Here is a 19,948-nt window from a genome sequence, read left to right on the forward strand (position 1 = left end):
CATATGGAAACTAAAATTTTTAAACCAGATGAAGTCGAAGCGGCTGCTAAGCTGTTAAGACAGGGTGAATTAGTGGCTTTTCCGACTGAGACGGTTTACGGCTTGGGTGCAGATGCCACTAACGAACAGGCCGCCAGCAACGTGTACGCTGCTAAGGGCCGTCCCAGTGATAACCCGCTGATCGTTACCGTTTCTTCCATTGAAATGGTAGAACGTTACGCTCAGCCACTGTCTGATAAGGTGAAACAGTTAATGGCTCAGTTCTGGCCAGGTTCGTTGACTATCGTCTTACCGCTGAAGCCGGGTACGTTATCTAAGACAGTCACCGGTGGGCTGGATACCGCGGCCTTTCGGATGCCGCAAAACCAGGTCACCCTTAAGTTGATCGCCACGGCGGGGATTCCCATCGTGGGGCCTTCAGCCAATACGTCTGGTAAACCCAGCCCAACGCTGGCCAAGCACGTCTACCATGATCTAAACGGCAAAATCGCCGGTATCGTGGATGACGGTCCCACTAAAGTTGGTGTGGAGTCTACCATCATCGACATGTCAGTTGACGTGCCGACGATTTTGCGGCCGGGAGCCGTTACGGTGGCTGAACTGGAACAGGTTATCGGCGACGTTAAAGCTGATCACCACCATGTTGGCGCTAATGAAATCCCTAAGGCACCTGGTATGAAGTACAAACACTATGCGCCGAGTGCTCAGGTTGAGATCGTTGATCAGACCGCTGACTTTGCTGCGGCGATGCAGTGGGCCGCTCAGCAGGATGAAACGATTGGGGTCATGGCGACGGATGATGTACTGGCACAGTTATCGGTACCGCAAAACGTTGAGACCTATTCTCTGGGTCAGGACATTCAAAGTGCCACCCATTTGTTATTTGCCGGTCTGCGTCATTTTGATCTGGAATCCGAAGTCAAAGTGATCTTTACTGAAGGGTTTGCCAATACCGGATTAGGGGCAGCCTATATGAACCGGTTAGATAAATCAGCCGGTGGTATGCATTTTACGAAATAAACATGAACAATTAGAATAAGTAATTAGCATTTTGACGTGTTTTACGAACAAAAAATGTTAATTGCTTATTTTTGTTTGCCTTTTAATGCTTAGACCCTATCATTTCTGTGCTGAATTTGTTAAACTAAGACGTAATCAAATGTTAAGGAGCTGATCATGTGAATTATCAAGAACAAGACCCAGAGTTATGGCAAGCTATTAGTCAAGAACAGGATCGTCAACAGCATAATATTGAGTTAATTGCGTCGGAAAATATCGTTTCCCCAGCGGTCCGGGCGGCTCAAGGGTCCGTTTTGACCAACAAGTATTCAGAAGGGTATCCTTCCAAACGGTACTATGGCGGTAATGAATTCATTGACGTCGTTGAAAGTTTAGCCATCGAGCGTGCTAAGAAACTCTTTCATGCTGAATATGCGAACGTTCAACCGCATTCTGGCTCCCAAGCAAACCAAGCCACTTACGCAGCCTTTTTAAAGCCTGGTGACACTATCTTGGGCATGGGTCTAGACGCTGGTGGTCATTTGAGTCACGGCGCTAAGGTCAACTTCAGCGGTAAGCTTTATAACGCTTATAGCTATGGTTTAAACCCAGAAACTGAATTGTTAGATTATGACATGATCCGTGATCTGGCATTAAAGGTTAAGCCGAAAATGATCGTGGCGGGGGCTTCAGCTTACAGCCGGATCATCGACTGGCAAGCCTTCCGTAAGATTGCTGACGAAGTGGGCGCCTATTTAATGGTAGATATGGCACATATTGCGGGATTAGTCGCAGCTGGTCTGCACCCATCACCAGTGGGGATTGCCGATGTTGTGACGACCACGACGCACAAGACGCTACGTGGCCCTCGTGGCGGTCTGATCTTGTCACAAGCAAAGTATGGTAAGCAGATCAATTCAGCCGTCTTCCCTGGCACTCAAGGGGGACCCCTGGAACACGTGATTGCGGGTAAAGCAGTGACCTTTAAAGAGGATCTGCAGCCAGAATTTAAAGATTATGCAGCGCAGATCATTAAAAATGCTCAAGCTATGGCTGCAGTATTCAACGCGGCCGATAAGGTGCGGGTAGTTTCTGGCGGTACTGATAACCACCTGATGACGCTAGATGTCAGCCAAACTGACTTAAATGGTAAGCAAACCCAAGAATTATTAGACAGTGTGATGATCACAACTAATAAGGAATCGATTCCAAACGAAAAACTGAGCCCGTTTAAGACGTCTGGTATTCGTTTAGGGACCCCTGCTATTACAACTAGAGGGTTCAAGGAAGATGACGCAAAACAGGTTGCTAGATTGATCGTCACGGCGATTGAAAAGCATGACGATGAGGCGGCTTTGGAACAGGTTCGAAAAGATGTCCGCGCATTAACGGATGCACATCCAATCGATGCTTACGTTGCACCAATCAAATTTGATTAAAATCAGAATCAACTAAACTAGCAATACCGACAGCTCGCGGACCAGTGAATAGTGGTTAGCGAGCTGTTATGGTGCTATTTTTCAGTAAACCAGCAATTTTTTTACAGTCTTTTGAGATTTTGGTCACAAGAGTTCATTAGCATGGTACAATTAAAAGAAATACTAAAGGAGTGTCAAGTACATGGGCAAGTTTCAGGTTATGGATCATCCGCTGATTCAGCATAAATTAACAATTATTCGGGATAAGAATTGCGGAACGAAGGTCTTTCGTGAAGTTGTTGATGAGATCACCATGTTAATGGCGTATGATGTTGCACGTGATATGCCATTGAAGGATGTCGAAATCGAAACACCAATCGCTAAAACAACGTCTAAGACGCTAGCTGGTAAAAAGGTCGCTATCGTGCCAATTCTGCGTGCCGGGATTGGGATGGTCGACGGCATTATGAAGTTGATCCCAGCAGCTAAGGTTGGTCACATTGGGATGTATCGTGATGAGAAGACGCTGGAACCTCACGAATATTTTGTGAAGTTACCAGCTGATATCAATCAGCGACAGATTTTCGTGGTTGACCCAATGCTTGCTACTGGTGGTTCTTCAATTATGGCAATTGATGCCTTAAAGAAGCGTGGCGCAAGTAACATTAAGTTTGTTTGTTTAGTGGCAGCTCCAGAAGGGGTCAAGGCACTTCGCGCAAAGCACCCTGACGTTGATATTTATACCGCTGCTTTGGATGATCATCTAAACGAGAACGGCTACATCGTTCCCGGACTAGGTGATGCTGGCGACAGACTCTTTGGCACTAAGTAATTTTTTATAAACACGATAATAGCCAATTAATAGGAATCTGTCTGATAAATCGCGGATAGGTCAAATTAATTGGCTTTTTTTATCAGGTTATTTTACCGAATAGCTTTGTATTTTTATATGAACGGTGGTATTATTTTGTTTGTATTTGTAATGAAGATTTTTCATTTAAAGTACTACGTTCGAAGATTTGAAAATTAACTTGTTGATTAATGGGCGAGGTTCTTTCGAACTTCCAACGTTAACATAGTTTGAAAAGAGGTGATACTCTGTGGGAGATCCATCTTCAGTTGCAACCTTTCAATTTGGGGGACTAACGTTTAATGCCGCAAACATCTATTCGGGATTAATTGCGTTCGTGCTCGTTTTTTTGTTTGTATTTGCCCTTTCGCGACATATTACAATGAAACCAGGTAAGGGACAAAACATCCTTGAATGGTTAATTGATTTTACAAACGGCATTTTGAAGGGTTCTATTCCTGGAAATGAAACGGGCGCATTCGGCCTTTATGGGTTCACCTTGTTCCTATTTCTGTTCATTTCTAACCAACTTGGTTTGTTCTTGCAAATTGCTGTTGGTGGGAAGGACTTTGTTAGAAGTCCAACTTCTGACCCGATCGTGACCATGACATTCTCGCTTGCAACCTTAATGATTGCCCAGTTTGCCGGTGTAACGAAATATGGTTGGAAGAAACACTTCTCAGGTTACTTGCAACCGTTCGTTTTTTGGTTACCAATCAGTATCTTTGAGGAATTCACGAACTTCCTGACGTTAGGTCTACGTATTTTCGGTGTGATTTTCTCCGGTGAAATGTTGCTGAAGATTATCGGAGGCCTGGCCTTTTCACACGGAATTGCAACGATGATCGTCGCAATTCCACTAGAATTGGTTTGGCAAGGATTCTCAGCATTCCTTGGTGCCATTCAAGCTTACGTGTTTGTAACACTGTCAGCCGTTTACATTTCGAAGAAGACCGAAATTGGAGATTAAATTTATCTCTAACTGAAGCTTGAAGTTGCGGAGTAAACGACTTACAATATTCATCTACTATATTTACATCATTTTAAGGAGGAACTACAGATTATGGGAGCTATTGCAGCAGGTATTGCTATGGCCGGTGCCGCTATTGGTGGTGGTGTTGGTGACGGTCTTGTTATTTCTAAGATGCTAGAAGGTATGGCCCGCCAACCAGAATTATCTGGTCAATTACGGACTAACATGTTCATTGGTGTTGGGTTGGTTGAAGCCATGCCTATCATTGCCTTCGTTGTTGCCTTGCTTGTTATGAACAAGTAATGACGGACAACACGTTAAATTTAATTTTTAACAAAAGGAGGTGTCAATAGATGTTTTCGCATTTAGCCGTAGCTAGTAGTCTTGCAATTGGAGATATGCTTTTCTACGCGATTTGTTTCATCATATTGATGTGGTTGATCAAGATTGTTGCTTGGAAGCCAATCAATAAAATGATGCAAGACCGTGCTGATAAGATCTCTAACGATATTGATTCAGCCGAAAAGTCGCGTGATGATGCAGCCAAGCTTGCAAAGCAACGCCAAGACGCACTGGCTAACTCACGTCATGAAGCAACAGGTATTGTTGATTCAGCTAAGAAGCAGGGTCAGCAACAGCGCGATGGTATTTTAGCCGAAGCCCAAACTGATGCACAATCATTGAAGGATAACGCTAAGAAGGATATCGAGCAGGAGCGTCAAGATGCACTTGCTAGTGTGCGTAACGATGTGGCTGACTTATCTATTGAGATTGCTTCCAAGATCATTCAAAAAGAATTAAGCGCTGATGATCAAAAGGCATTGATTGATTCTTATATCGAAGGGTTGGGGAAGTAACATGAGTCTTGATAAGGTAACGGTAGCCAAGCGCTACTCCAAAGCACTGTTTGAGCTGCTTCAGAGCAACGGCCAGTTGGACGCTGATTATGAAGACCTCAAACAGCTTCGTAAAGTCTTCCAAGACAACCCACAATTGGGAAGTGCATTAACAGATAATAGTTTAGCGCTAGCTAAGCGGGAAGCCTTAGTCAAGCCGTTGTTAGACAGCACTGAAGGTACGATTCATAACTTGGTTCGGATGGTTTATGATTACGGTCGGATGGACGCAATGGTAGAAATCATTGATCAGTTCCAAAAGCTGTATGATGAACACAACCAAACCGTTTATGCAGATGTGACTACAGCGGTCGCCCTGGATGATAAGCAGCTTGACGCAATTAAGTCAGGTTATGCCAAACGGGTCGGCGCTAAGCAAGTCGTTTTGACGAGCAAAGTTGATACATCTATTATTGGCGGTGTGATTATTAAGTCTGCTGGAACGATCTTTGATGGTTCTATCAAGACGAAGATTCGCCGTTTGCGTCAAACATTATTAGTATAAGAGATCTTTAAAAAGGGGTGAAACCTGTATGAGCATTAAAGCTGAGGAAATCAGTGCTCTAATCAAACAACAATTAGCAAACTACCAAGACGAGATCTCTGTTGAAGAAACTGGTACCGTTACCTACGTTGGTGATGGTATCGCCAGAGCTCACGGACTTGAAAATGCGTTAGCTGGTGAGTTGCTCGAATTCGATAGCGGGGTTTATGGCATGGTCCAAAACCTTGAAAGTAACGATGTTGGTATCGTTGTCCTTGGTGATTTCACAAAGATCACTGAAGGCGACACAGTTAAGCGGACTGGCCGTATCATGGAAGTTCCCGTTGGGGATGCCATGATCGGACGGGTCGTTAACTCATTAGGTCAACCCGTTGATGGTAAGGGCGAAATCAAGACAGATAAAACCCGTCCTATCGAACGAAAAGCTCCCGGTGTCATGGAACGGAAGTCAGTTTTCCAACCACTTCAGACTGGTATGAAAGCCATTGACTCCTTAGTTCCAATTGGTCGTGGTCAACGTGAATTGATCATTGGTGACCGTAAGACAGGTAAAACCACTGTTGGTATCGATACGATCATTAACCAAAAGGGCCAAGATATGATTTGTATCTATGTTGCGATCGGCCAAAAGGAATCAACTGTTCGTAGTCAAGTAGAAACCTTACGTAAGTATGGTGCTATGGACTACACGATCGTTGTGACTGCCGGTCCTTCAGAACCTGCACCATTGCTTTACATCGCGCCATATGCCGGTGCCGCAATGGGTGAAGAGTTCATGTTTAACGGCAAGCATGTTTTGATCATCTATGATGACCTTTCCAAGCAAGCCGATGCTTATCGTGAACTGTCTTTGATTCTTCGTCGGCCACCAGGTCGTGAAGCTTATCCTGGGGATATTTTCTACACCCACTCACGTCTGCTCGAACGGGCTGCTAAGTTGAGTGATGATCTTGGTGGCGGTTCAATGACGGCGATGCCGATTGTTGAAACCAAAGCTGGGGACATTTCAGCTTATATTCCAACCAACGTTATTTCTATCACCGATGGTCAAATCTTCTTGGATAGCGATTCATTCTATTCAGGTGTTCGGCCAGCTATCGATGCCGGGACTTCAGTTTCTCGGGTTGGTGGTGATGCTCAAATCAAAGCGATGAAGAAAGTTGCTGGGACCCTTCGTTTGGACTTGGCTTCATACCATGAACTGGAATCATTTGCACAATTTGGTTCCGATCTGGATGCAGTTACCCAGGCTAAGCTGAACCGTGGTGCTCGGACCGTTGAAGTCTTGAAGCAGCCACTGCATTCTCCACTTCCAGTTGAAAAACAAGTTTTGATTCTGTATGCATTAACACACGGTTATCTTGATGACATTAAGTTGGATGATATTGCCAAATTCGAAAGTGACCTCTTCGACTTCTTCGATGCCTCACACGCTGATCTGCTTGAAACAATTGCTAAGACCGGTGATCTGCCAGACAACGATAAGATGGAAGCAGCCGTTGCTGAATTTGCCAAGACATTCCAGCCAGCAGATGATGACAAGAGTGAACCTGTGGCGAACAAATAAACTTGAGGAAGGATAGTGAGAGCTGATGGCTGAATCAATGAGCGATGTTCAACATCGTATTGCTTCAACAAAGAACACACGTCAGATTACTTCAGCGATGCAGATGGTTCAGACTTCTAAGTTGAACCAGATTCAAAAAGCTGCTGTCGGTTACCAAGACTACGTCAGCAAAGTCAAAGCTGTTGTGATGCATCTGGCAAAATCTCATCTATTGGATGATTCCTCGAGCGATTCGCAATCTGATCAGTCAGGTAAGACAGCATACTTAGTCATTACTTCTGACCGAGGCATGGTCGGCAGTTATAACAGTAATGTTATCCGTGAAACCAACGCATTCATTGCTAAGCATAGCGGTGACAAGGACCATTTGATCCTTGCCGTTGGTGGAACCGGTGCTGATTTCTATAAGAAGCGCGGCGAAAACGTGGCCTACGAATATCGTGGTGTCAGCGATGTGCCGACTTTTAATGAAGTTAGACAAATTGTCAAGACCGTAACCTCAATGTATGATAGTGGCGTTTTCAGTGAACTCTATGTTTGCTACAACCATTTCGTTAACCGAATCGTATCGCGGTTCCGTGGCGAAAAGATGTTGCCAGTGGACAGTGAAACACTGAGTGGTGATGAAGCTCAGGCTACAAAGACTGAAACTTTATCAGCAACTTACGATATGGAACCTTCTGAAAAGGAAGTATTGAAGGTTGTTTTACCACAGTATTCAGAAAGCCTCGTTTTCGGTGCGATTCTGGATGCTAAGACGTCTGAACACGCATCAAGTTCTAATGCTATGAAGTCGGCTTCAGATAATGCTGACGACCTCATTGCTGACCTTGAATTGCGATATAATCGTGCTCGCCAAGCAGCAATTACGACTGAAATTACTGAAATTACTGGTGGGCAAGAGGCATTGAATAATTAATGACGGGAGGAATTAACGAATAATGAGTTCTGGTAAAGTTGTTCAAGTTATCGGACCAGTTGTCGACGTTGAATTCCCGTTGGATGACAAACTCCCAGATATCAATACCGCGCTTCACATCAAAAAAGATGATGGCAGTTTTCTTGTTACCGAAGTTACCCTTGAATTAGGTGACGGGGTAATGAGAACGATTGCCATGGATGGTACTGATGGTCTTCGTCGTGGGATGGAAGTAGAAAACACTGAATCTTCCATTACCGTTCCAGTCGGCGATGACACACTTGGTCGAGTATTTAACGTCCTCGGGGATCCAATTGATGGCGGTCCCGAATTCGGCCCAGATGCTGAAAGAATGCCAATTCACCGTGACGCACCAAAGTACGATGAATTGAACCCAACTTCAGAGATTCTGGAAACCGGGATCAAAGTTATTGACTTGTTAGCACCTTATGTTCGTGGTGGTAAGATTGGATTGTTCGGTGGTGCCGGTGTTGGTAAAACCGTTTTGATTCAAGAGCTGATCCACAACATTGCACAAGGTCATAATGGTATTTCAGTCTTCACAGGTGTCGGTGAACGTACCCGTGAAGGTAATGATATGTACTACGAAATGAAAGGTTCAGGTGTTCTTGAAAAGACGGCCATGGTCTATGGTCAAATGAACGAGCCACCTGGTGCCCGTATGCGGGTTGCATTGACTGGTTTAACCATTGCGGAATACTTCCGTGATGTTAAGGGTCAAGATGTGCTGTTATTTATTGATAACATCTTCCGGTTTACCCAAGCCGGGATGGAAGTTTCAGCCTTACTTGGCCGGATTCCTTCAGCCGTTGGTTACCAACCTACGTTGGCGACTGAAATGGGTCAGTTGCAAGAACGTATTACTAGTACGAAGAAGGGGTCAATTACCTCTATTCAAGCTGTTTATGTTCCTGCCGATGATTATACCGACCCTGCTCCAGCAACGACTTTCGCCCATTTGGACGCTACCACCAACCTGGAACGTTCATTGACGCAACAAGGGATCTACCCAGCTGTGGACCCACTGGCTTCAACTTCAACTGCTCTTGACCCACAAGTTGTTGGTCAAGAACACTATGACGTGGCCACAGAAGTTCAACATGTTTTGCAACGTTACCGTGAACTTCAAGATATCATCTCAATTCTTGGGATGGATGAATTATCAGACGAAGAACAGACCATTGTTGGTCGTGCACGTCGGATCCAATTCTTCTTGTCACAAAGTTTCTCCGTTGCGGAACAATTTACCGGTACACCAGGGACTTATGTTTCAGTCGCTGATACCGTTAAAGGCTTTAAGGAAATTTTGGAAGGTAAGTATGATGATCTTCCAGAAGATGCTTTCCGTAACTGTGGACCAATTGAAGACGTTGTCGAAAAAGCCAAGAAGATGCAGGCTGACGTAAGCAAATAAGGAGGGGTTCTAATTGGCTGATGATCAATCAGTTTTAACCGTTAGTATCGTAACCCCCGATGGTAACGTCTATGATAACAAGCAGGCTAAGATGTTAGTCGTCAAGACCCAGCTTGGTGAACTTGGTATCATGGCCAACCACGTTCCTGTGATTGCTTCGTTAGCATTTGATGAAGCACGCATCCAATCTGACAGCAGTGAGAATCCGGATGAGATTGCCATTAACGGCGGTTTCGTTGAATTCTCAGACAATGTTGCAACCATTGTTGCTGACTCTGCGGAAAAACAAGGTGACATCGATGTTGACCGTGCTCAAAATGCCAAGAAACGGGCTGAAGCTCGGATTCAAAAGGCACATGAAGCACACGATAAAGATGAACTTGCACGTGCAGAAGTTGCACTTCGGCGGGCGATCAATCGAATTAACGTTGCTGGCAAGTAAAATTGCAAGCGAGGACGCTATTCCATTTATGGGTAGCGTCTTTTTTTGACCCTAAATGACTGTAAAAGAGGTCGCTGGTTATCATGAAATTGATAACCAGCGACCTCTTTTACAAAACTAATAGTTAGCTTAATTATTATCTAATGGTTTATATTTACCGCTTAGGAATAATTTTAACAGTCAGTTTAGCGAATCGGTTTAGTTTCAGTGCCGCACACAGTTAAACCAAACGAACTGCTTTTTGAATAAAATATTCCATAATTATATTAAAATAATAATGCGGTCAGCTGTTTGGGCTGTAATCCCTTAATGGGCGCTTGCTGTAGTTCTCGCGTCACGATTGGTGCCACGGTGGCTTCCTGATAGGTCTGACCGATCAGCGCGTGTTCAAAGTGCTGAAGGTCAATGTTACTGAAGAAATCACCAGTGATCTTTAGCGCTGTAAACCGGTTCTGTTTGTTCAAATTAAACGCGACACAGACCACGCCAATTCCTGTTAAATAGGTTTTATGAACGTGATCGAAGTGACGGCTATTAGCAGCCCAGACAGCGCTTTCATTAAACTGATCAGTCGCAATTTGCTGCAGGTGAGCTTCTTCAGCAGGCGTTAGCCGACCGGTCTTGGCATGGGTGATCGTGATCAGTGCCTGCTTTAACTGCTGTTTAAACGTCGCGGCGGTCCAAGTAGGTTGCTGTTCGATCAGGTTGACCGTTCGCTGATGCACTGATTGAATGTGTTTAGCCTTCTGTTTCACTGGATCAATCTTCAACGCTTGGGCCATCCAGTCCATGTTGGCATGAAACAGCAGGCTACCATGATGCAGCCGGTAGCCTGCTGTGAGATACTGCGCACTGCCAGAGACTTTGCGGCCGTCAACGATCAGATCGTTGCGGCTATCCATTTGAGCCTTGATACCAATGCGATTTAAAGCTTGCATGATCAGGCTTAGCCCAGAAGAGAAGTCAATGGCGTTATTATCGTTTGGTGTGATCAGGGTAAACTGACAGCCACCCTGGTCGTTGTAGATTGTACCGCCGCCAGACAGCCGTCTGACTGCGGTAATATGATGCGCCGTTATAAACGGGCGGTTAAGCTCGTTTTCAGCGGTTTGATACTTACCTAGCATGACGGTCGGTGTCGTTGACCACAGCATTAGAATCGGTTCAGAGGGCTGTTTTTCAGTCATTAAATAGTATTCTAAAGCGAAGTTGTGCCGCACATCAAGGCTGTCTACAGGTAAATAGATCATTTGCTCTCCACCGCTTCAAGTTCTTCCTTAGCTTTGTAAGAGCTCCGGACAAGTGGTGAGCTGGCAACGAATTTGAAGCCGCGTTTCATCGCTTGTTTGTAGTATTCTTGATAGCGTGACATTGGGACCCATTCGCGCAGGGTGTAGTTCTTTGGACCCGGCTGGACGTATTGGCCAATGGTTAAGAAGTCAACGTCAATGGCCCGTAGATCATCCATTAACTGGTAAACTTCTTCATCTTTTTCACCAAGACCCAGCATGATACCGGTCTTCACGTACATCGTCTTTGGTGCGTGCTTCTTGACGTAATCCAAAACGTGTAATGACGTATCGTAAGTGGCCCGGTTACGAACCAGAGGCGTTACCCGACGGACAGTTTCCATGTTGTGGTTAAACACATCAGGACCAGCCGCAATCACTTTATCGAGGCAGTCTTCACGGCCTTGGAAATCAGGGGTGAGGACTTCAATGGTGGTCTTGGGATTCAGCTTCTTAATGGCGTGGATCGTGCGAACAAATTGATCAGCACCTAAGTCTGGCAGATCATCGCGGTCAACACTGGTGATGACCACGTGAGTTAAACCAAGCTTTTTAGTAGCTTGTGCAACCCGCAGTGGTTCTAGCAGGTCAACGTCCTTTGGGTGGCCGTGGGGAATATCGCAAAAGCGGCAGGCACGGGTACAGTTAGGTCCTAAGATAATGAAGGAAGCTGAACCACTGCCGAAACATTCACCTAGGTTAGGGCAGTTCGCTTCAGCACAGACCGTGTTGAGCTTTAACCCCTTAAGCAGGTCGGTCATTTTATCAACTTTTTTTTGATCGTAAGTCACCTTTAACCAGTTTGGTTTTGCTGGCGCTTTGGTTGGCGTACTTGTTTGATGTTTTGTTGTCATATTTATATCCTCCTAAGCGACTTCGATAGTAGCAACTAGATCGCCGACTTTAGTTGTATCGCCGGTAGCTACTTCTTGAGCTTTCAAGGTACCGTCTTCTTGGCTTTCAACTTGGCTAATGGCCTTTTCAGTTTCGACCTCAAACAAAACGTCACCCGTTTTAACAGCGTCTCCAGGCTGCTTATCCCACTTACCGAAAAAGTACTCATCGGATTTAGGACTTAGTTTTGGCATATGAACTTCTTTAATCAAAATAATCATCTCCGTGATTGAATGATTTAACTTAACAAATTCAGACTAACATCATTCAATAAGATTGTGAAATTCACTAAATATTCTTGATAGTTAGCGCTTACAAATGCTTTTGTGATAGGGATTAAAGCCACTAATTCAGAAATTAATTGGAATATTTTATTTATTCTTAAAATGAATTAGAGAATATTCTCAAATGAATATTTAAGAATTGCAAAAATGAATTAATAGTGTACAATTTAATGTGAAAAGATTAACTTAGAAAATAGTGATAGATTTGGGATTTTTAATGTATACGTATTAAGAAAATAATTATTGTAACCATAACTAAAATATAAGTATGACAAACTAGAGTCTACCGTAAGTGGTTGCTTTGTAAAACGTAATATTACAAATGCAATAGAATAGGGGACAGCGTGCATGAAATATGCTATATTTTAGGGGTAATGCAGAAAGGAAAGTGAACCATGCAGACAATCGGTGCTCAGGCTCTGATGACCTTGATCAGTCATTTTGTTTTTATTTTTGTGGCTTTTTGGAGTATTCAAAAGCTACACATTGAGAATGTGATGCGGCTATACCCGAACCAAGCACGGGTACTGATCGTTTTGCTGTCGGTAACAGTAGGCTATACCTGCAGCGAATTTTTCTTGAACTTTATAGATAATGTTAGAAATTTAATTTTTCTTGTTAAATAATCAATGCAGATCGTGGAGGGAATTTCTTTGGAAAAGATTATTGTACATGGCGGCCGTGAATTATCGGGAACTGTACATATTGAAGGCGCAAAGAACGCTGTGTTGCCAATCCTGGCAGCATCGATCTTGGCTGAACATGATGATATGGTTCTAACCAATGTCCCAATTTTATCCGACGTCTATACTATGAATAACGTGTTAAAGTTTTTAAATATCGATGTCGATTTTGATGAACAAACCAATACGGTACGGTTGAACGCTGCTAAAAGATTATCAACTCAAGCACCATTTGAATATGTCTCAAAGATGCGTGCTTCAATCGTCGTTATGGGACCACTGCTGGCTCGCTATGGCCATGCCAAAGTTGCCATGCCTGGTGGCTGTGCAATTGGCTCACGGCCAGTTGATTTGCATCTCAAGGGGTTTGAAGCTTTGGGTGCCACTATTGACCAGCATGATGGCTACATTGAAGCCACTGCTGATCGACTAGTGGGTGCCAATATTTACCTTGATTTCCCAAGTGTTGGGGCCACCCAAAACATTATGATGGCCGCAACCTTAGCTGAGGGAACAACAACGATCGAAAACGTTGCCCGCGAACCTGAAATCGTGGATCTGGCAAACGTCTTGAACAAGATGGGTGCTAAAGTCCGGGGTGCTGGTACCGAAACCATTCGAGTCGAAGGGGTTACCAGTATGCACGGTACTGAACACTACGTTGTCCAGGACCGAATCGAAGCCGGCACCTTTATGGTCGCTGCAGCGTTGACTCATGGCAACGTCCTAGTGAAAAACGCCATTGCTGAGCATAACAAGCCTTTGATCTCCAAACTAGAAGAGATGGGCGTTACCGTTTTGATTGAAGACGACGGGGTTCGCGTGATCGGTCCAGAAACTTTAAAGCCAACTAACGTGAAGACGTTGCCGCATCCCGGCTTTCCAACTGATATGCAGCCGCAAATGACCGTTTTGCAGCTGTGTGCGCAAGGGACGAGTACGTTGACTGAAACGGTGTTTGAAAACCGGTTTATGCATCTGGAAGAACTGCGTCGGATGAACGCTAAATTCAAGGTTGAGGGGCGGACGGTTGCACTCTACGGACCAACCAACTTTAACGGTGCTGAAGTTGCTGCCACTGATTTACGGGCTGCCGCTGCTTTAGTACTGGCCGGTTTAGTTGCTAACGGCTATACGCAAGTGACGAACTTGCAGTATCTTGACCGTGGGTACTATAACTTCCACCTGAAGCTCAGAGCGTTAGGCGCTGAGATTGAACGGGTCAAAGTACCGGCTCAAGAAGAAATTGTTTTAAAGACGAAAACTAACGATTAATGTGCGACCAAAAGTTCGGAACGAATCTACCGTTCCGAACTTTTTTTGTATACCCCATCTTAGTATGGGTATGCTATAATTAACGGTTGAGATAATAAGTTCAGGAGGAATTAAATAGGATGGCAAAAGATATTGGTATTGACCTTGGTACCGCCAACGTTTTGATCTACGCAGTTGGCAAGGGAATCGTTTTGAACGAGCCTTCAGTTGTGGCGGTCGACACAAAGTCAAATCAAGTTTTAGCAGTGGGCTCTGAAGCCTACCGTATGGTGGGACGGACCCCCAGCAACATTCGGGCGATCCGGCCATTGAAAGATGGTGTGATCTCTGATTTTGACGTCACTGAAAGCATGCTGTCGTATTTTATTAGTAAATTAAACGTCAAGGGATTTTTGGCAAAGCCCAACATTATGATCTGTGCGCCTACCAACATTACCGAAATCGAACGCCGGGCAATCATTCAAGCTGCTGAGAAATCGGGCGGCGGCAAGGTTTATTTGGAAGAAGAACCTAAAGTTGCCGCTGTTGGGGCTGGTATGGATATTTTTAAGCCTCAAGGCAACATGGTGATCGATATTGGTGGTGGGACCAGTGATATTGCGGTCCTTTCACTAGGCGACATTGTGGCCAGCAAGTCGATTCGAGTTGCCGGTGATGAGTTGAACGCCAATATTATCAATTTCTTAAAGACGAAGCATAATCTGCAAGTGGGTGAACGAACCGCTGAATCAATTAAGATCAAGATCGGTTCCGCGTATCCTGATGAAGATTTCAATGAATCCTTAGAGGTTCGTGGCCGTGATGCGGTTTCTGGGATGCCACGTTCGATTGAAATTACGTCGAAGGATATTTATCCAGCTATCAGTGGCGTGATGACGCAGATCGTTCACGCTGCCAAGGAAGTTTTGGAGATCGTACCGCCAGAATTAGCCGCTGATATTATTGACCGCGGCATTATGCTGACCGGTGGCGGTGCTTTACTGCATGGCGTTGATAAATTATTGATCGAACAGTTGAAGGTACCGGTTGTCATTTCTGAAAACCCACTGGATAACGTGGCTAAGGGTGCCGGTATTTTACTTGAACACATGAATGCGGCAACGACTAAGAAACACAGTCGGTCGTAGTTAGGAGTTAGCTTGAAAAGGGTATTGATGATGCTTGTGCGCGGCTATCAGCGCTTTATTTCACCGTTATTTCCGCCAACTTGTCGTTACTCACCAACCTGTTCAGCTTACACGCTAAAAGCACTGCAAAAACATGGTGCTATTAAGGGCACGTTAATGGGTGCGGCGCGAATATTACGCTGCAATCCATTTGTGCACGGCGGCTACGACCCCGTACCGGATCATTTCAGTCTGAAACGCAATAAAAAGGCTGAAATGGCTTACCTTAAAGAAATGAAATTAAAATAAACTAATTAAAGGAGCTTCCCATGTCTAAAAAGAAACAACCAGTCGGTGTAGCAATCGACGACGTGACGATCAAGGGTGTTGATGGGTTGCAGTTATCGATTAACGATTCAGTGATCGGCACAGTAATGCCACTGGAAAACGGTTCTTTCGAAGCGCAAGTCGGCGCAGACCGTCCCGTCAAAGTAAAGACGCAAGACGAAGCCGTTGAGTATTTAATACAGACTTATAATTTACATCATTGATGTCCTCACTAGAATATCCGAGACCTAAAAAAAACGGTTAAGGATAGCAGATTTTTATCAGGAAGGCTTAGAAGCCGTCTATAATAAAACGCGTGAGTGAGAGGAGGATATGATGCAATGAATGAACGTCGCGAAGAAGAGGATTCGGAATCGCGAATCGACTATGGCGTGATCTTTTGCGTGCTGATGCTGGCATTGATTGGGCTGGCCTCAATTTATGTTGCGGCAGTTCACGATTCCAGCGCGACCCATGTGACAACTTTGCTAGTCTCGCAGGTTGCCTGGTACGTTATTGGGACCATTGCCGTTATTATTATCATGCAATTTGATTCAGAACAATTATGGAAAGTGGCCCCATTAGCTTATTGGCTAGGGATATTTCTTTTGGCGGCGGTGCTGGTCTTTTACAGTCGTTCCTATGCGGCTTCGACTGGTGCGAGGTCTTGGTTTGCTATCGGACCATTGACTTTCCAACCGTCAGAAGTTATGAAACCAGCCTTTATCCTAATGCTGGCACGGGTTGCCAGCGATCATAATCATGCCTATTATGAGCATACTACCCGTTCAGATTGGTTATTATTGGGTAAAATGGTTGCTTGGACAATTCCCATTATGGTGTTATTAAAATTACAAAATGACTTTGGGACCATGTTGGTGTTTGTGGCCATTGTTGCTGGTGTCGCATTAGTTGCCGGGATCACTTGGCGGATCATGGTGCCAGTAGCAGTTGCTGGACTGGGCCTTGGTGGCGGTGCGCTAGCATTAGTTGCCACGACCACTGGCCGAGCAATACTAGGGCATTTAGGGTTTGCATCGTATCAATTTGCACGAATCGATACTTGGCTGAATCCTGCCAGCAATACGTCTGATCAAGGCTATCAGCTTTGGCAAAGTATGAAGGCAATCGGTTCAGGCGGAGTTTTTGGAACGGGTTTTAACGTTTCGAGAGTTTACGTGCCAGTTCGTGAATCTGATATGATTTTTTCCGTTATCGGTGAAAACTTTGGTTTCATTGGCAGTATTATTTTGATCTTGCTCTATTTCATGCTGATCTACCAAATGATCCGGGTAACGTTTGATACTAAAAACGTCTTTTATGCCTATATTTCAACTGGGGTCATTATGATGATCCTGTTCCATACCTTTGAAAATATTGGGATGAGTATTGGTTTGCTGCCTTTGACTGGGATTCCGTTACCATTCGTTAGTCAAGGGGGATCCGCATTGATCGGTAATATGATAGGGATTGGCTTAATCATGTCAATGCGGTATCATAATAAGAGTTACATGTTTAGTCGTAACGAGAATTTTGAATAGTTTCAAAATAATTGGTATGAGGTGAAAGAGTATGAGTGATGAATCAACATATTTATGGACAAAAGTAATGGCTGGTAAGACCCGTCTTGGTTTAACGAAAGCTGGTCAAGATGAGTTAGGCACCATTAAGTTTGCGCACCTACCAAGTGTTGGCGACAAAGTAGTTGCTGGCAAAACTTTGATCAGCGTTGAAGCTGAAAAAGCTGTTTCGGATATTGATAGTCCGGTCAGTGGCGAAGTCGTTGCCGTGAACCCGCAGTTAAGCAACGATTTTGACAGTCTCAACAGCGAAGAAGAAGCAGATGCTTGGCTAGTAGATATTAAAAAAGCCTAGTTGCAGTTCAATTAGTTTCTGAAAATACCATGACAGTTTACCTTGACAGTTCTAATTTTGATGGGTATACTTTTGTCATTGATTCAAATTGAATAAACAAGCAGCAAAATGAGTAAATGTTAAGTGAACGCTTAGAGAGTCCCAGTTGCTGAAAAGGGATCGTCATGACACGTTGAAGATGGTTTTGCATATAGAAGTTACGGTGAGTTCAAACAAGCTGTAGCTGGTTAACGGCCACTATCCCGTTGAGTCTTTGGACTCGTTAAGGCTACTGTTGTGAGACGGTAGTGAAGATAAGGTGGTACGCGATAAGCTTCGCCCTTACTTAGATCAATTGATCTAAGTGGGGCGGAGCTTTTTTATTTGAAGAAAAGGAGATAGCCGCAGTGATTGAATTTAAAGATGTGACCAAAACATATACGACTAAAGACGGTGATCTAACTGCCGTCTCCGATGTGAATTTAAACATTGACGATGGTGAGATCTACGGCATTGTCGGTTATTCCGGTGCTGGGAAAAGTACGTTAACACGGATGTTAAACGGACTTGAAAATCCCACCAGTGGTGAAATCGATATTAACGGTGATCAGATCACGGCGCTTTCCGGATCAGAGCTGAGAAAGAAACGCCAAAAGATCGGCATGATCTTCCAGCATTTTAACTTACTCTGGTCACGGACCGTGATTCAAAATATTATGTTTCCGTTGGAAGTTGCCGGCGTCTCACGTTCGGACCGGAAGAAAAAGGCCCAGCATCTAGTGGACCTAGTTGGTCTGACTGGCCGGGAACATTCGTATCCATCAGAATTATCTGGTGGTCAAAAGCAACGGGTCGGTATTGCCAGAGCCTTGGCTAACGATCCCGAGATCCTGATCTCTGATGAAGCGACCAGCGCGCTGGATCCGCAGACTACGGATGAGGTTTTGGACCTGCTGCTAGAGATCAATAAAAAAATGAATTTGAGTATTGTACTCATCACCCATGAAATGCACGCTATTCGCAAGATCTGTGATCACGTAGCGGTAATGGATGCTGGGAAGGTCGTTGAACAAGGGACCGTCTTCAACGTCTTCCGTAATCCGAAGCAAGAGATCACGAAGCGCTTCGTTAGTGAAGAAGTTGATCCAGCGCTGACGGATACCAACAGCATCGTGGAGGATCTGATCAAGAGTTATCCGGATGGGACGATCGTTCAACTGGTCTTCCATGGCGATCAAGCCAAGCTGCCAATTGTGTCTGAAATGATTCATCAGTTTCCTAAACTGGAAGTCAGCATCATTGAAGGCAGTATTCACCAGACGCAGGAAGGATCGATCGGGTCGCTTTATCTTCAGATCAATGGTGATAAAGAGAGCTTAGACGGTGCTTTGGCGCTGCTGAAGAAGATGCGTGTGGAAACGGAGGTGATTCACCATGACTAGTGGATCGTACTTTGCATTTAAAACGGTTGATTGGGGCAACATGGGCGCTGCCACTTGGGAAACGATTTGGATGACGGTGGTCTCAATGGTTGCCGTGGCCATCTTAGGAGTCTTGTTAGGACTGCTATTATTTGAAACTACGGGCAGTCAAAATGTCTGGGTGAAAGTTCTTAACGGCGTGGTTGCCTTTTTGGTAAACGTCTTTCGTTCCATTCCATTTATCATTTTGATCATGCTGTTACTGCCAATTACCAAGAACCTGGTTGGAACCATTATCGGGCCCACCGCGGCGTTGCCATCACTGATCGTTTCCGCCGCGCCGTTTTACGCCCGGATGGTTGAGCTGGCGTTTCACGAAATTGACCGTGGCGTTATTGAAGCCGCTGAATCAATGGGGGCTTCTAGCTGGCAGATCGTCTACAAGGTGTTATTACCAGAGTCAATGCCAGCGTTGGTCTCTGGTGCGACCGTAACGACCATTTCCTTGATCGGCTATACCGCAATGGCTGGTGCTATTGGGGCCGGTGGTTTAGGGAACTTAGCCTACATCGATGGGTTCCAAGCTTCCAATAACACCATCGTGCTGGTGGCAACCGTTATTATCGTGATCGTTGTGTTCGCATTTCAATTTATTGGGGATTTCCTGGTTCGTCGTATCGACAAGCGGACCTTATAAAAAATTATTATTCTGACGTGTAGTGCTAGTTTTGTAACATTTGTCGAGTAGCCCATTGATTAAAGCAAATTATATGCAAAAACCCCGCATTTGCGGTAGCTTCTAAGGTGACTA

The 19,948-nt window shown here is 44.7% G+C and carries 23 protein-coding genes; 20 read left to right on the plus strand and 3 right to left on the minus strand.

The window, feature by feature from the left end:
- Positions 1-3: 3 nt before the first annotated feature.
- The 11 genes from FFM73_RS01130 (at position 4) to FFM73_RS01180 (ending at position 10,004) form a co-directional block, all read left to right on the plus strand.
- The gene (locus tag FFM73_RS01130) at positions 4-1,020 is read left to right on the plus strand and encodes an L-threonylcarbamoyladenylate synthase (protein WP_137629951.1); all 1,017 of its coding nucleotides are present in this window, start codon (positions 4-6) and stop codon (positions 1,018-1,020) included.
- 158 nt (positions 1,021-1,178) lie between these two features.
- Entirely contained in the window at positions 1,179-2,438 is a 1,260-nt protein-coding gene (gene glyA / locus FFM73_RS01135) for a serine hydroxymethyltransferase (protein ID WP_137629952.1), read from the plus strand.
- A gap of 181 nt (positions 2,439-2,619) precedes the next feature.
- Positions 2,620-3,249, plus strand: a complete 630-nt coding sequence (gene upp, locus FFM73_RS01140; RefSeq protein WP_137629953.1) for a uracil phosphoribosyltransferase — start codon at positions 2,620-2,622, stop codon at positions 3,247-3,249.
- 268 nt (positions 3,250-3,517) lie between these two features.
- Complete coding sequence (gene atpB / locus FFM73_RS01145) at positions 3,518-4,237, plus strand: F0F1 ATP synthase subunit A (protein ID WP_089136528.1); 720 nt, start codon at positions 3,518-3,520, stop codon at positions 4,235-4,237.
- 93 nt (positions 4,238-4,330) lie between these two features.
- Positions 4,331-4,543, plus strand: coding sequence for a F0F1 ATP synthase subunit C (gene atpE / locus FFM73_RS01150; protein WP_054654092.1), 213 nt, complete (start codon positions 4,331-4,333; stop codon positions 4,541-4,543).
- Positions 4,544-4,593: 50 nt separating this feature from the next.
- Positions 4,594-5,097, plus strand: a complete 504-nt coding sequence (atpF, locus tag FFM73_RS01155) for a F0F1 ATP synthase subunit B (protein ID WP_137629954.1) — start codon at positions 4,594-4,596, stop codon at positions 5,095-5,097.
- Between the two features lies 1 nt (position 5,098).
- The gene (atpH, locus tag FFM73_RS01160) at positions 5,099-5,641 is read left to right on the plus strand and encodes an ATP synthase F1 subunit delta (RefSeq protein WP_137629955.1); all 543 of its coding nucleotides are present in this window, start codon (positions 5,099-5,101) and stop codon (positions 5,639-5,641) included.
- A 28-nt stretch (positions 5,642-5,669) separates the two neighbouring features.
- Positions 5,670-7,208 carry a F0F1 ATP synthase subunit alpha gene (gene atpA / locus FFM73_RS01165; protein ID WP_137629956.1) on the plus strand — a complete coding sequence of 513 codons (1,539 nt, stop codon included), beginning with the start codon at positions 5,670-5,672 and terminating at the stop codon, positions 7,206-7,208.
- A 25-nt stretch (positions 7,209-7,233) separates the two neighbouring features.
- Positions 7,234-8,127, plus strand: a complete 894-nt coding sequence (locus tag FFM73_RS01170; protein WP_137629957.1) for a F0F1 ATP synthase subunit gamma — start codon at positions 7,234-7,236, stop codon at positions 8,125-8,127.
- Between the two features lie 22 nt (positions 8,128-8,149).
- Positions 8,150-9,562 (plus strand): F0F1 ATP synthase subunit beta, encoded by a 1,413-nt coding sequence (atpD, locus tag FFM73_RS01175; RefSeq protein ID WP_137629958.1) that lies wholly within the window; start codon positions 8,150-8,152, stop codon positions 9,560-9,562.
- A 13-nt stretch (positions 9,563-9,575) separates the two neighbouring features.
- A complete protein-coding gene (locus FFM73_RS01180; protein WP_137629959.1) occupies positions 9,576-10,004 on the plus strand; it encodes a F0F1 ATP synthase subunit epsilon in 429 nt (142 codons plus the stop codon).
- A 266-nt stretch (positions 10,005-10,270) separates the two neighbouring features.
- Here the strand turns inward: FFM73_RS01180 and lplA are convergent, their stop codons facing one another.
- The 3 genes from lplA to FFM73_RS01195 are packed head-to-tail and all read right to left on the minus strand — an operon-like array spanning position 10,271 to position 12,408.
- Positions 10,271-11,254 carry a lipoate--protein ligase gene (gene lplA, locus FFM73_RS01185; RefSeq protein ID WP_137629960.1) on the minus strand — a complete coding sequence of 328 codons (984 nt, stop codon included), beginning with the start codon at positions 11,252-11,254 and terminating at the stop codon, positions 10,271-10,273.
- Positions 11,251-12,147 carry a lipoyl synthase gene (gene lipA / locus FFM73_RS01190; RefSeq protein ID WP_137629961.1) on the minus strand — a complete coding sequence of 299 codons (897 nt, stop codon included), beginning with the start codon at positions 12,145-12,147 and terminating at the stop codon, positions 11,251-11,253. Before lipA ends, lplA begins: the two co-directional genes overlap by 4 nt.
- 12 nt (positions 12,148-12,159) lie before the next feature.
- On the minus strand, positions 12,160-12,408 hold the full coding sequence (locus FFM73_RS01195) for a lipoyl domain-containing protein (RefSeq protein ID WP_235874418.1): 249 nt from the start codon (positions 12,406-12,408) through the stop codon (positions 12,160-12,162).
- Between the two features lie 458 nt (positions 12,409-12,866).
- Between FFM73_RS01195 and FFM73_RS01200 the strand changes: the two genes are divergently transcribed.
- From FFM73_RS01200 to FFM73_RS01240, 9 genes are all read left to right on the plus strand, one after another.
- Positions 12,867-13,097, plus strand: coding sequence for a DUF1146 family protein (locus FFM73_RS01200; RefSeq protein ID WP_054654082.1), 231 nt, complete (start codon positions 12,867-12,869; stop codon positions 13,095-13,097).
- A 27-nt stretch (positions 13,098-13,124) separates the two neighbouring features.
- Positions 13,125-14,429: a UDP-N-acetylglucosamine 1-carboxyvinyltransferase gene (gene murA, locus FFM73_RS01205; RefSeq protein ID WP_137629963.1), complete on the plus strand. Its 1,305-nt coding sequence runs from the start codon at positions 13,125-13,127 to the stop codon at positions 14,427-14,429.
- Between the two features lie 119 nt (positions 14,430-14,548).
- Positions 14,549-15,556, plus strand: a complete 1,008-nt coding sequence (locus tag FFM73_RS01210) for a rod shape-determining protein (protein ID WP_137629964.1) — start codon at positions 14,549-14,551, stop codon at positions 15,554-15,556.
- 27 nt (positions 15,557-15,583) lie between these two features.
- On the plus strand, positions 15,584-15,844 hold the full coding sequence (gene yidD / locus FFM73_RS01215; protein ID WP_373278614.1) for a membrane protein insertion efficiency factor YidD: 261 nt from the start codon (positions 15,584-15,586) through the stop codon (positions 15,842-15,844).
- Positions 15,845-15,864: 20 nt separating this feature from the next.
- Positions 15,865-16,086, plus strand: coding sequence for a DUF2969 domain-containing protein (locus FFM73_RS01220; protein WP_137629966.1), 222 nt, complete (start codon positions 15,865-15,867; stop codon positions 16,084-16,086).
- 117 nt (positions 16,087-16,203) lie between these two features.
- Entirely contained in the window at positions 16,204-17,403 is a 1,200-nt protein-coding gene (locus FFM73_RS01225) for an FtsW/RodA/SpoVE family cell cycle protein (RefSeq protein WP_137629967.1), read from the plus strand.
- 31 nt (positions 17,404-17,434) lie between these two features.
- Positions 17,435-17,737 carry a glycine cleavage system H family protein gene (locus FFM73_RS01230; RefSeq protein WP_137629968.1) on the plus strand — a complete coding sequence of 101 codons (303 nt, stop codon included), beginning with the start codon at positions 17,435-17,437 and terminating at the stop codon, positions 17,735-17,737.
- Between the two features lie 386 nt (positions 17,738-18,123).
- Positions 18,124-19,158 carry a methionine ABC transporter ATP-binding protein gene (locus tag FFM73_RS01235; protein WP_137629969.1) on the plus strand — a complete coding sequence of 345 codons (1,035 nt, stop codon included), beginning with the start codon at positions 18,124-18,126 and terminating at the stop codon, positions 19,156-19,158.
- The gene (locus FFM73_RS01240; RefSeq protein ID WP_137629970.1) at positions 19,151-19,834 is read left to right on the plus strand and encodes a methionine ABC transporter permease; all 684 of its coding nucleotides are present in this window, start codon (positions 19,151-19,153) and stop codon (positions 19,832-19,834) included. The genes FFM73_RS01235 and FFM73_RS01240 overlap by 8 nt, the downstream gene beginning before the upstream one ends.
- Positions 19,835-19,948: the final 114 nt, after the last annotated feature.

The organism is Secundilactobacillus hailunensis, from assembly GCF_005405185.1.
Lineage (GTDB): Bacteria > Bacillota > Bacilli > Lactobacillales > Lactobacillaceae > Secundilactobacillus > Secundilactobacillus hailunensis.

Coding starts and splice junctions, on each gene's coding strand:
- FFM73_RS01130 (WP_137629951.1), top strand. CDS start 4: ATGGAAACTAAAATTTTTAAACCAGATGAAGTCGAAGCGGCTGCTAAG.
- upp (WP_137629953.1), top strand. CDS start 2,620: ATGGGCAAGTTTCAGGTTATGGATCATCCGCTGATTCAGCATAAATTA.
- atpE (WP_054654092.1), top strand. CDS start 4,331: ATGGGAGCTATTGCAGCAGGTATTGCTATGGCCGGTGCCGCTATTGGT.
- atpF (WP_137629954.1), top strand. CDS start 4,594: ATGTTTTCGCATTTAGCCGTAGCTAGTAGTCTTGCAATTGGAGATATG.
- atpH (WP_137629955.1), top strand. CDS start 5,099: ATGAGTCTTGATAAGGTAACGGTAGCCAAGCGCTACTCCAAAGCACTG.
- atpA (WP_137629956.1), top strand. CDS start 5,670: ATGAGCATTAAAGCTGAGGAAATCAGTGCTCTAATCAAACAACAATTA.
- FFM73_RS01170 (WP_137629957.1), top strand. CDS start 7,234: ATGGCTGAATCAATGAGCGATGTTCAACATCGTATTGCTTCAACAAAG.
- atpD (WP_137629958.1), top strand. CDS start 8,150: ATGAGTTCTGGTAAAGTTGTTCAAGTTATCGGACCAGTTGTCGACGTT.
- lplA (WP_137629960.1), bottom strand. CDS start 11,254: ATGATCTATTTACCTGTAGACAGCCTTGATGTGCGGCACAACTTCGCT.
- lipA (WP_137629961.1), bottom strand. CDS start 12,147: ATGACAACAAAACATCAAACAAGTACGCCAACCAAAGCGCCAGCAAAA.
- FFM73_RS01195 (WP_235874418.1), bottom strand. CDS start 12,408: ATGATTATTTTGATTAAAGAAGTTCATATGCCAAAACTAAGTCCTAAA.
- FFM73_RS01200 (WP_054654082.1), top strand. CDS start 12,867: ATGCAGACAATCGGTGCTCAGGCTCTGATGACCTTGATCAGTCATTTT.
- FFM73_RS01210 (WP_137629964.1), top strand. CDS start 14,549: ATGGCAAAAGATATTGGTATTGACCTTGGTACCGCCAACGTTTTGATC.
- yidD (WP_373278614.1), top strand. CDS start 15,584: ATGATGCTTGTGCGCGGCTATCAGCGCTTTATTTCACCGTTATTTCCG.
- FFM73_RS01220 (WP_137629966.1), top strand. CDS start 15,865: ATGTCTAAAAAGAAACAACCAGTCGGTGTAGCAATCGACGACGTGACG.
- FFM73_RS01225 (WP_137629967.1), top strand. CDS start 16,204: ATGAATGAACGTCGCGAAGAAGAGGATTCGGAATCGCGAATCGACTAT.
- FFM73_RS01230 (WP_137629968.1), top strand. CDS start 17,435: ATGAGTGATGAATCAACATATTTATGGACAAAAGTAATGGCTGGTAAG.
- FFM73_RS01240 (WP_137629970.1), top strand. CDS start 19,151: ATGACTAGTGGATCGTACTTTGCATTTAAAACGGTTGATTGGGGCAAC.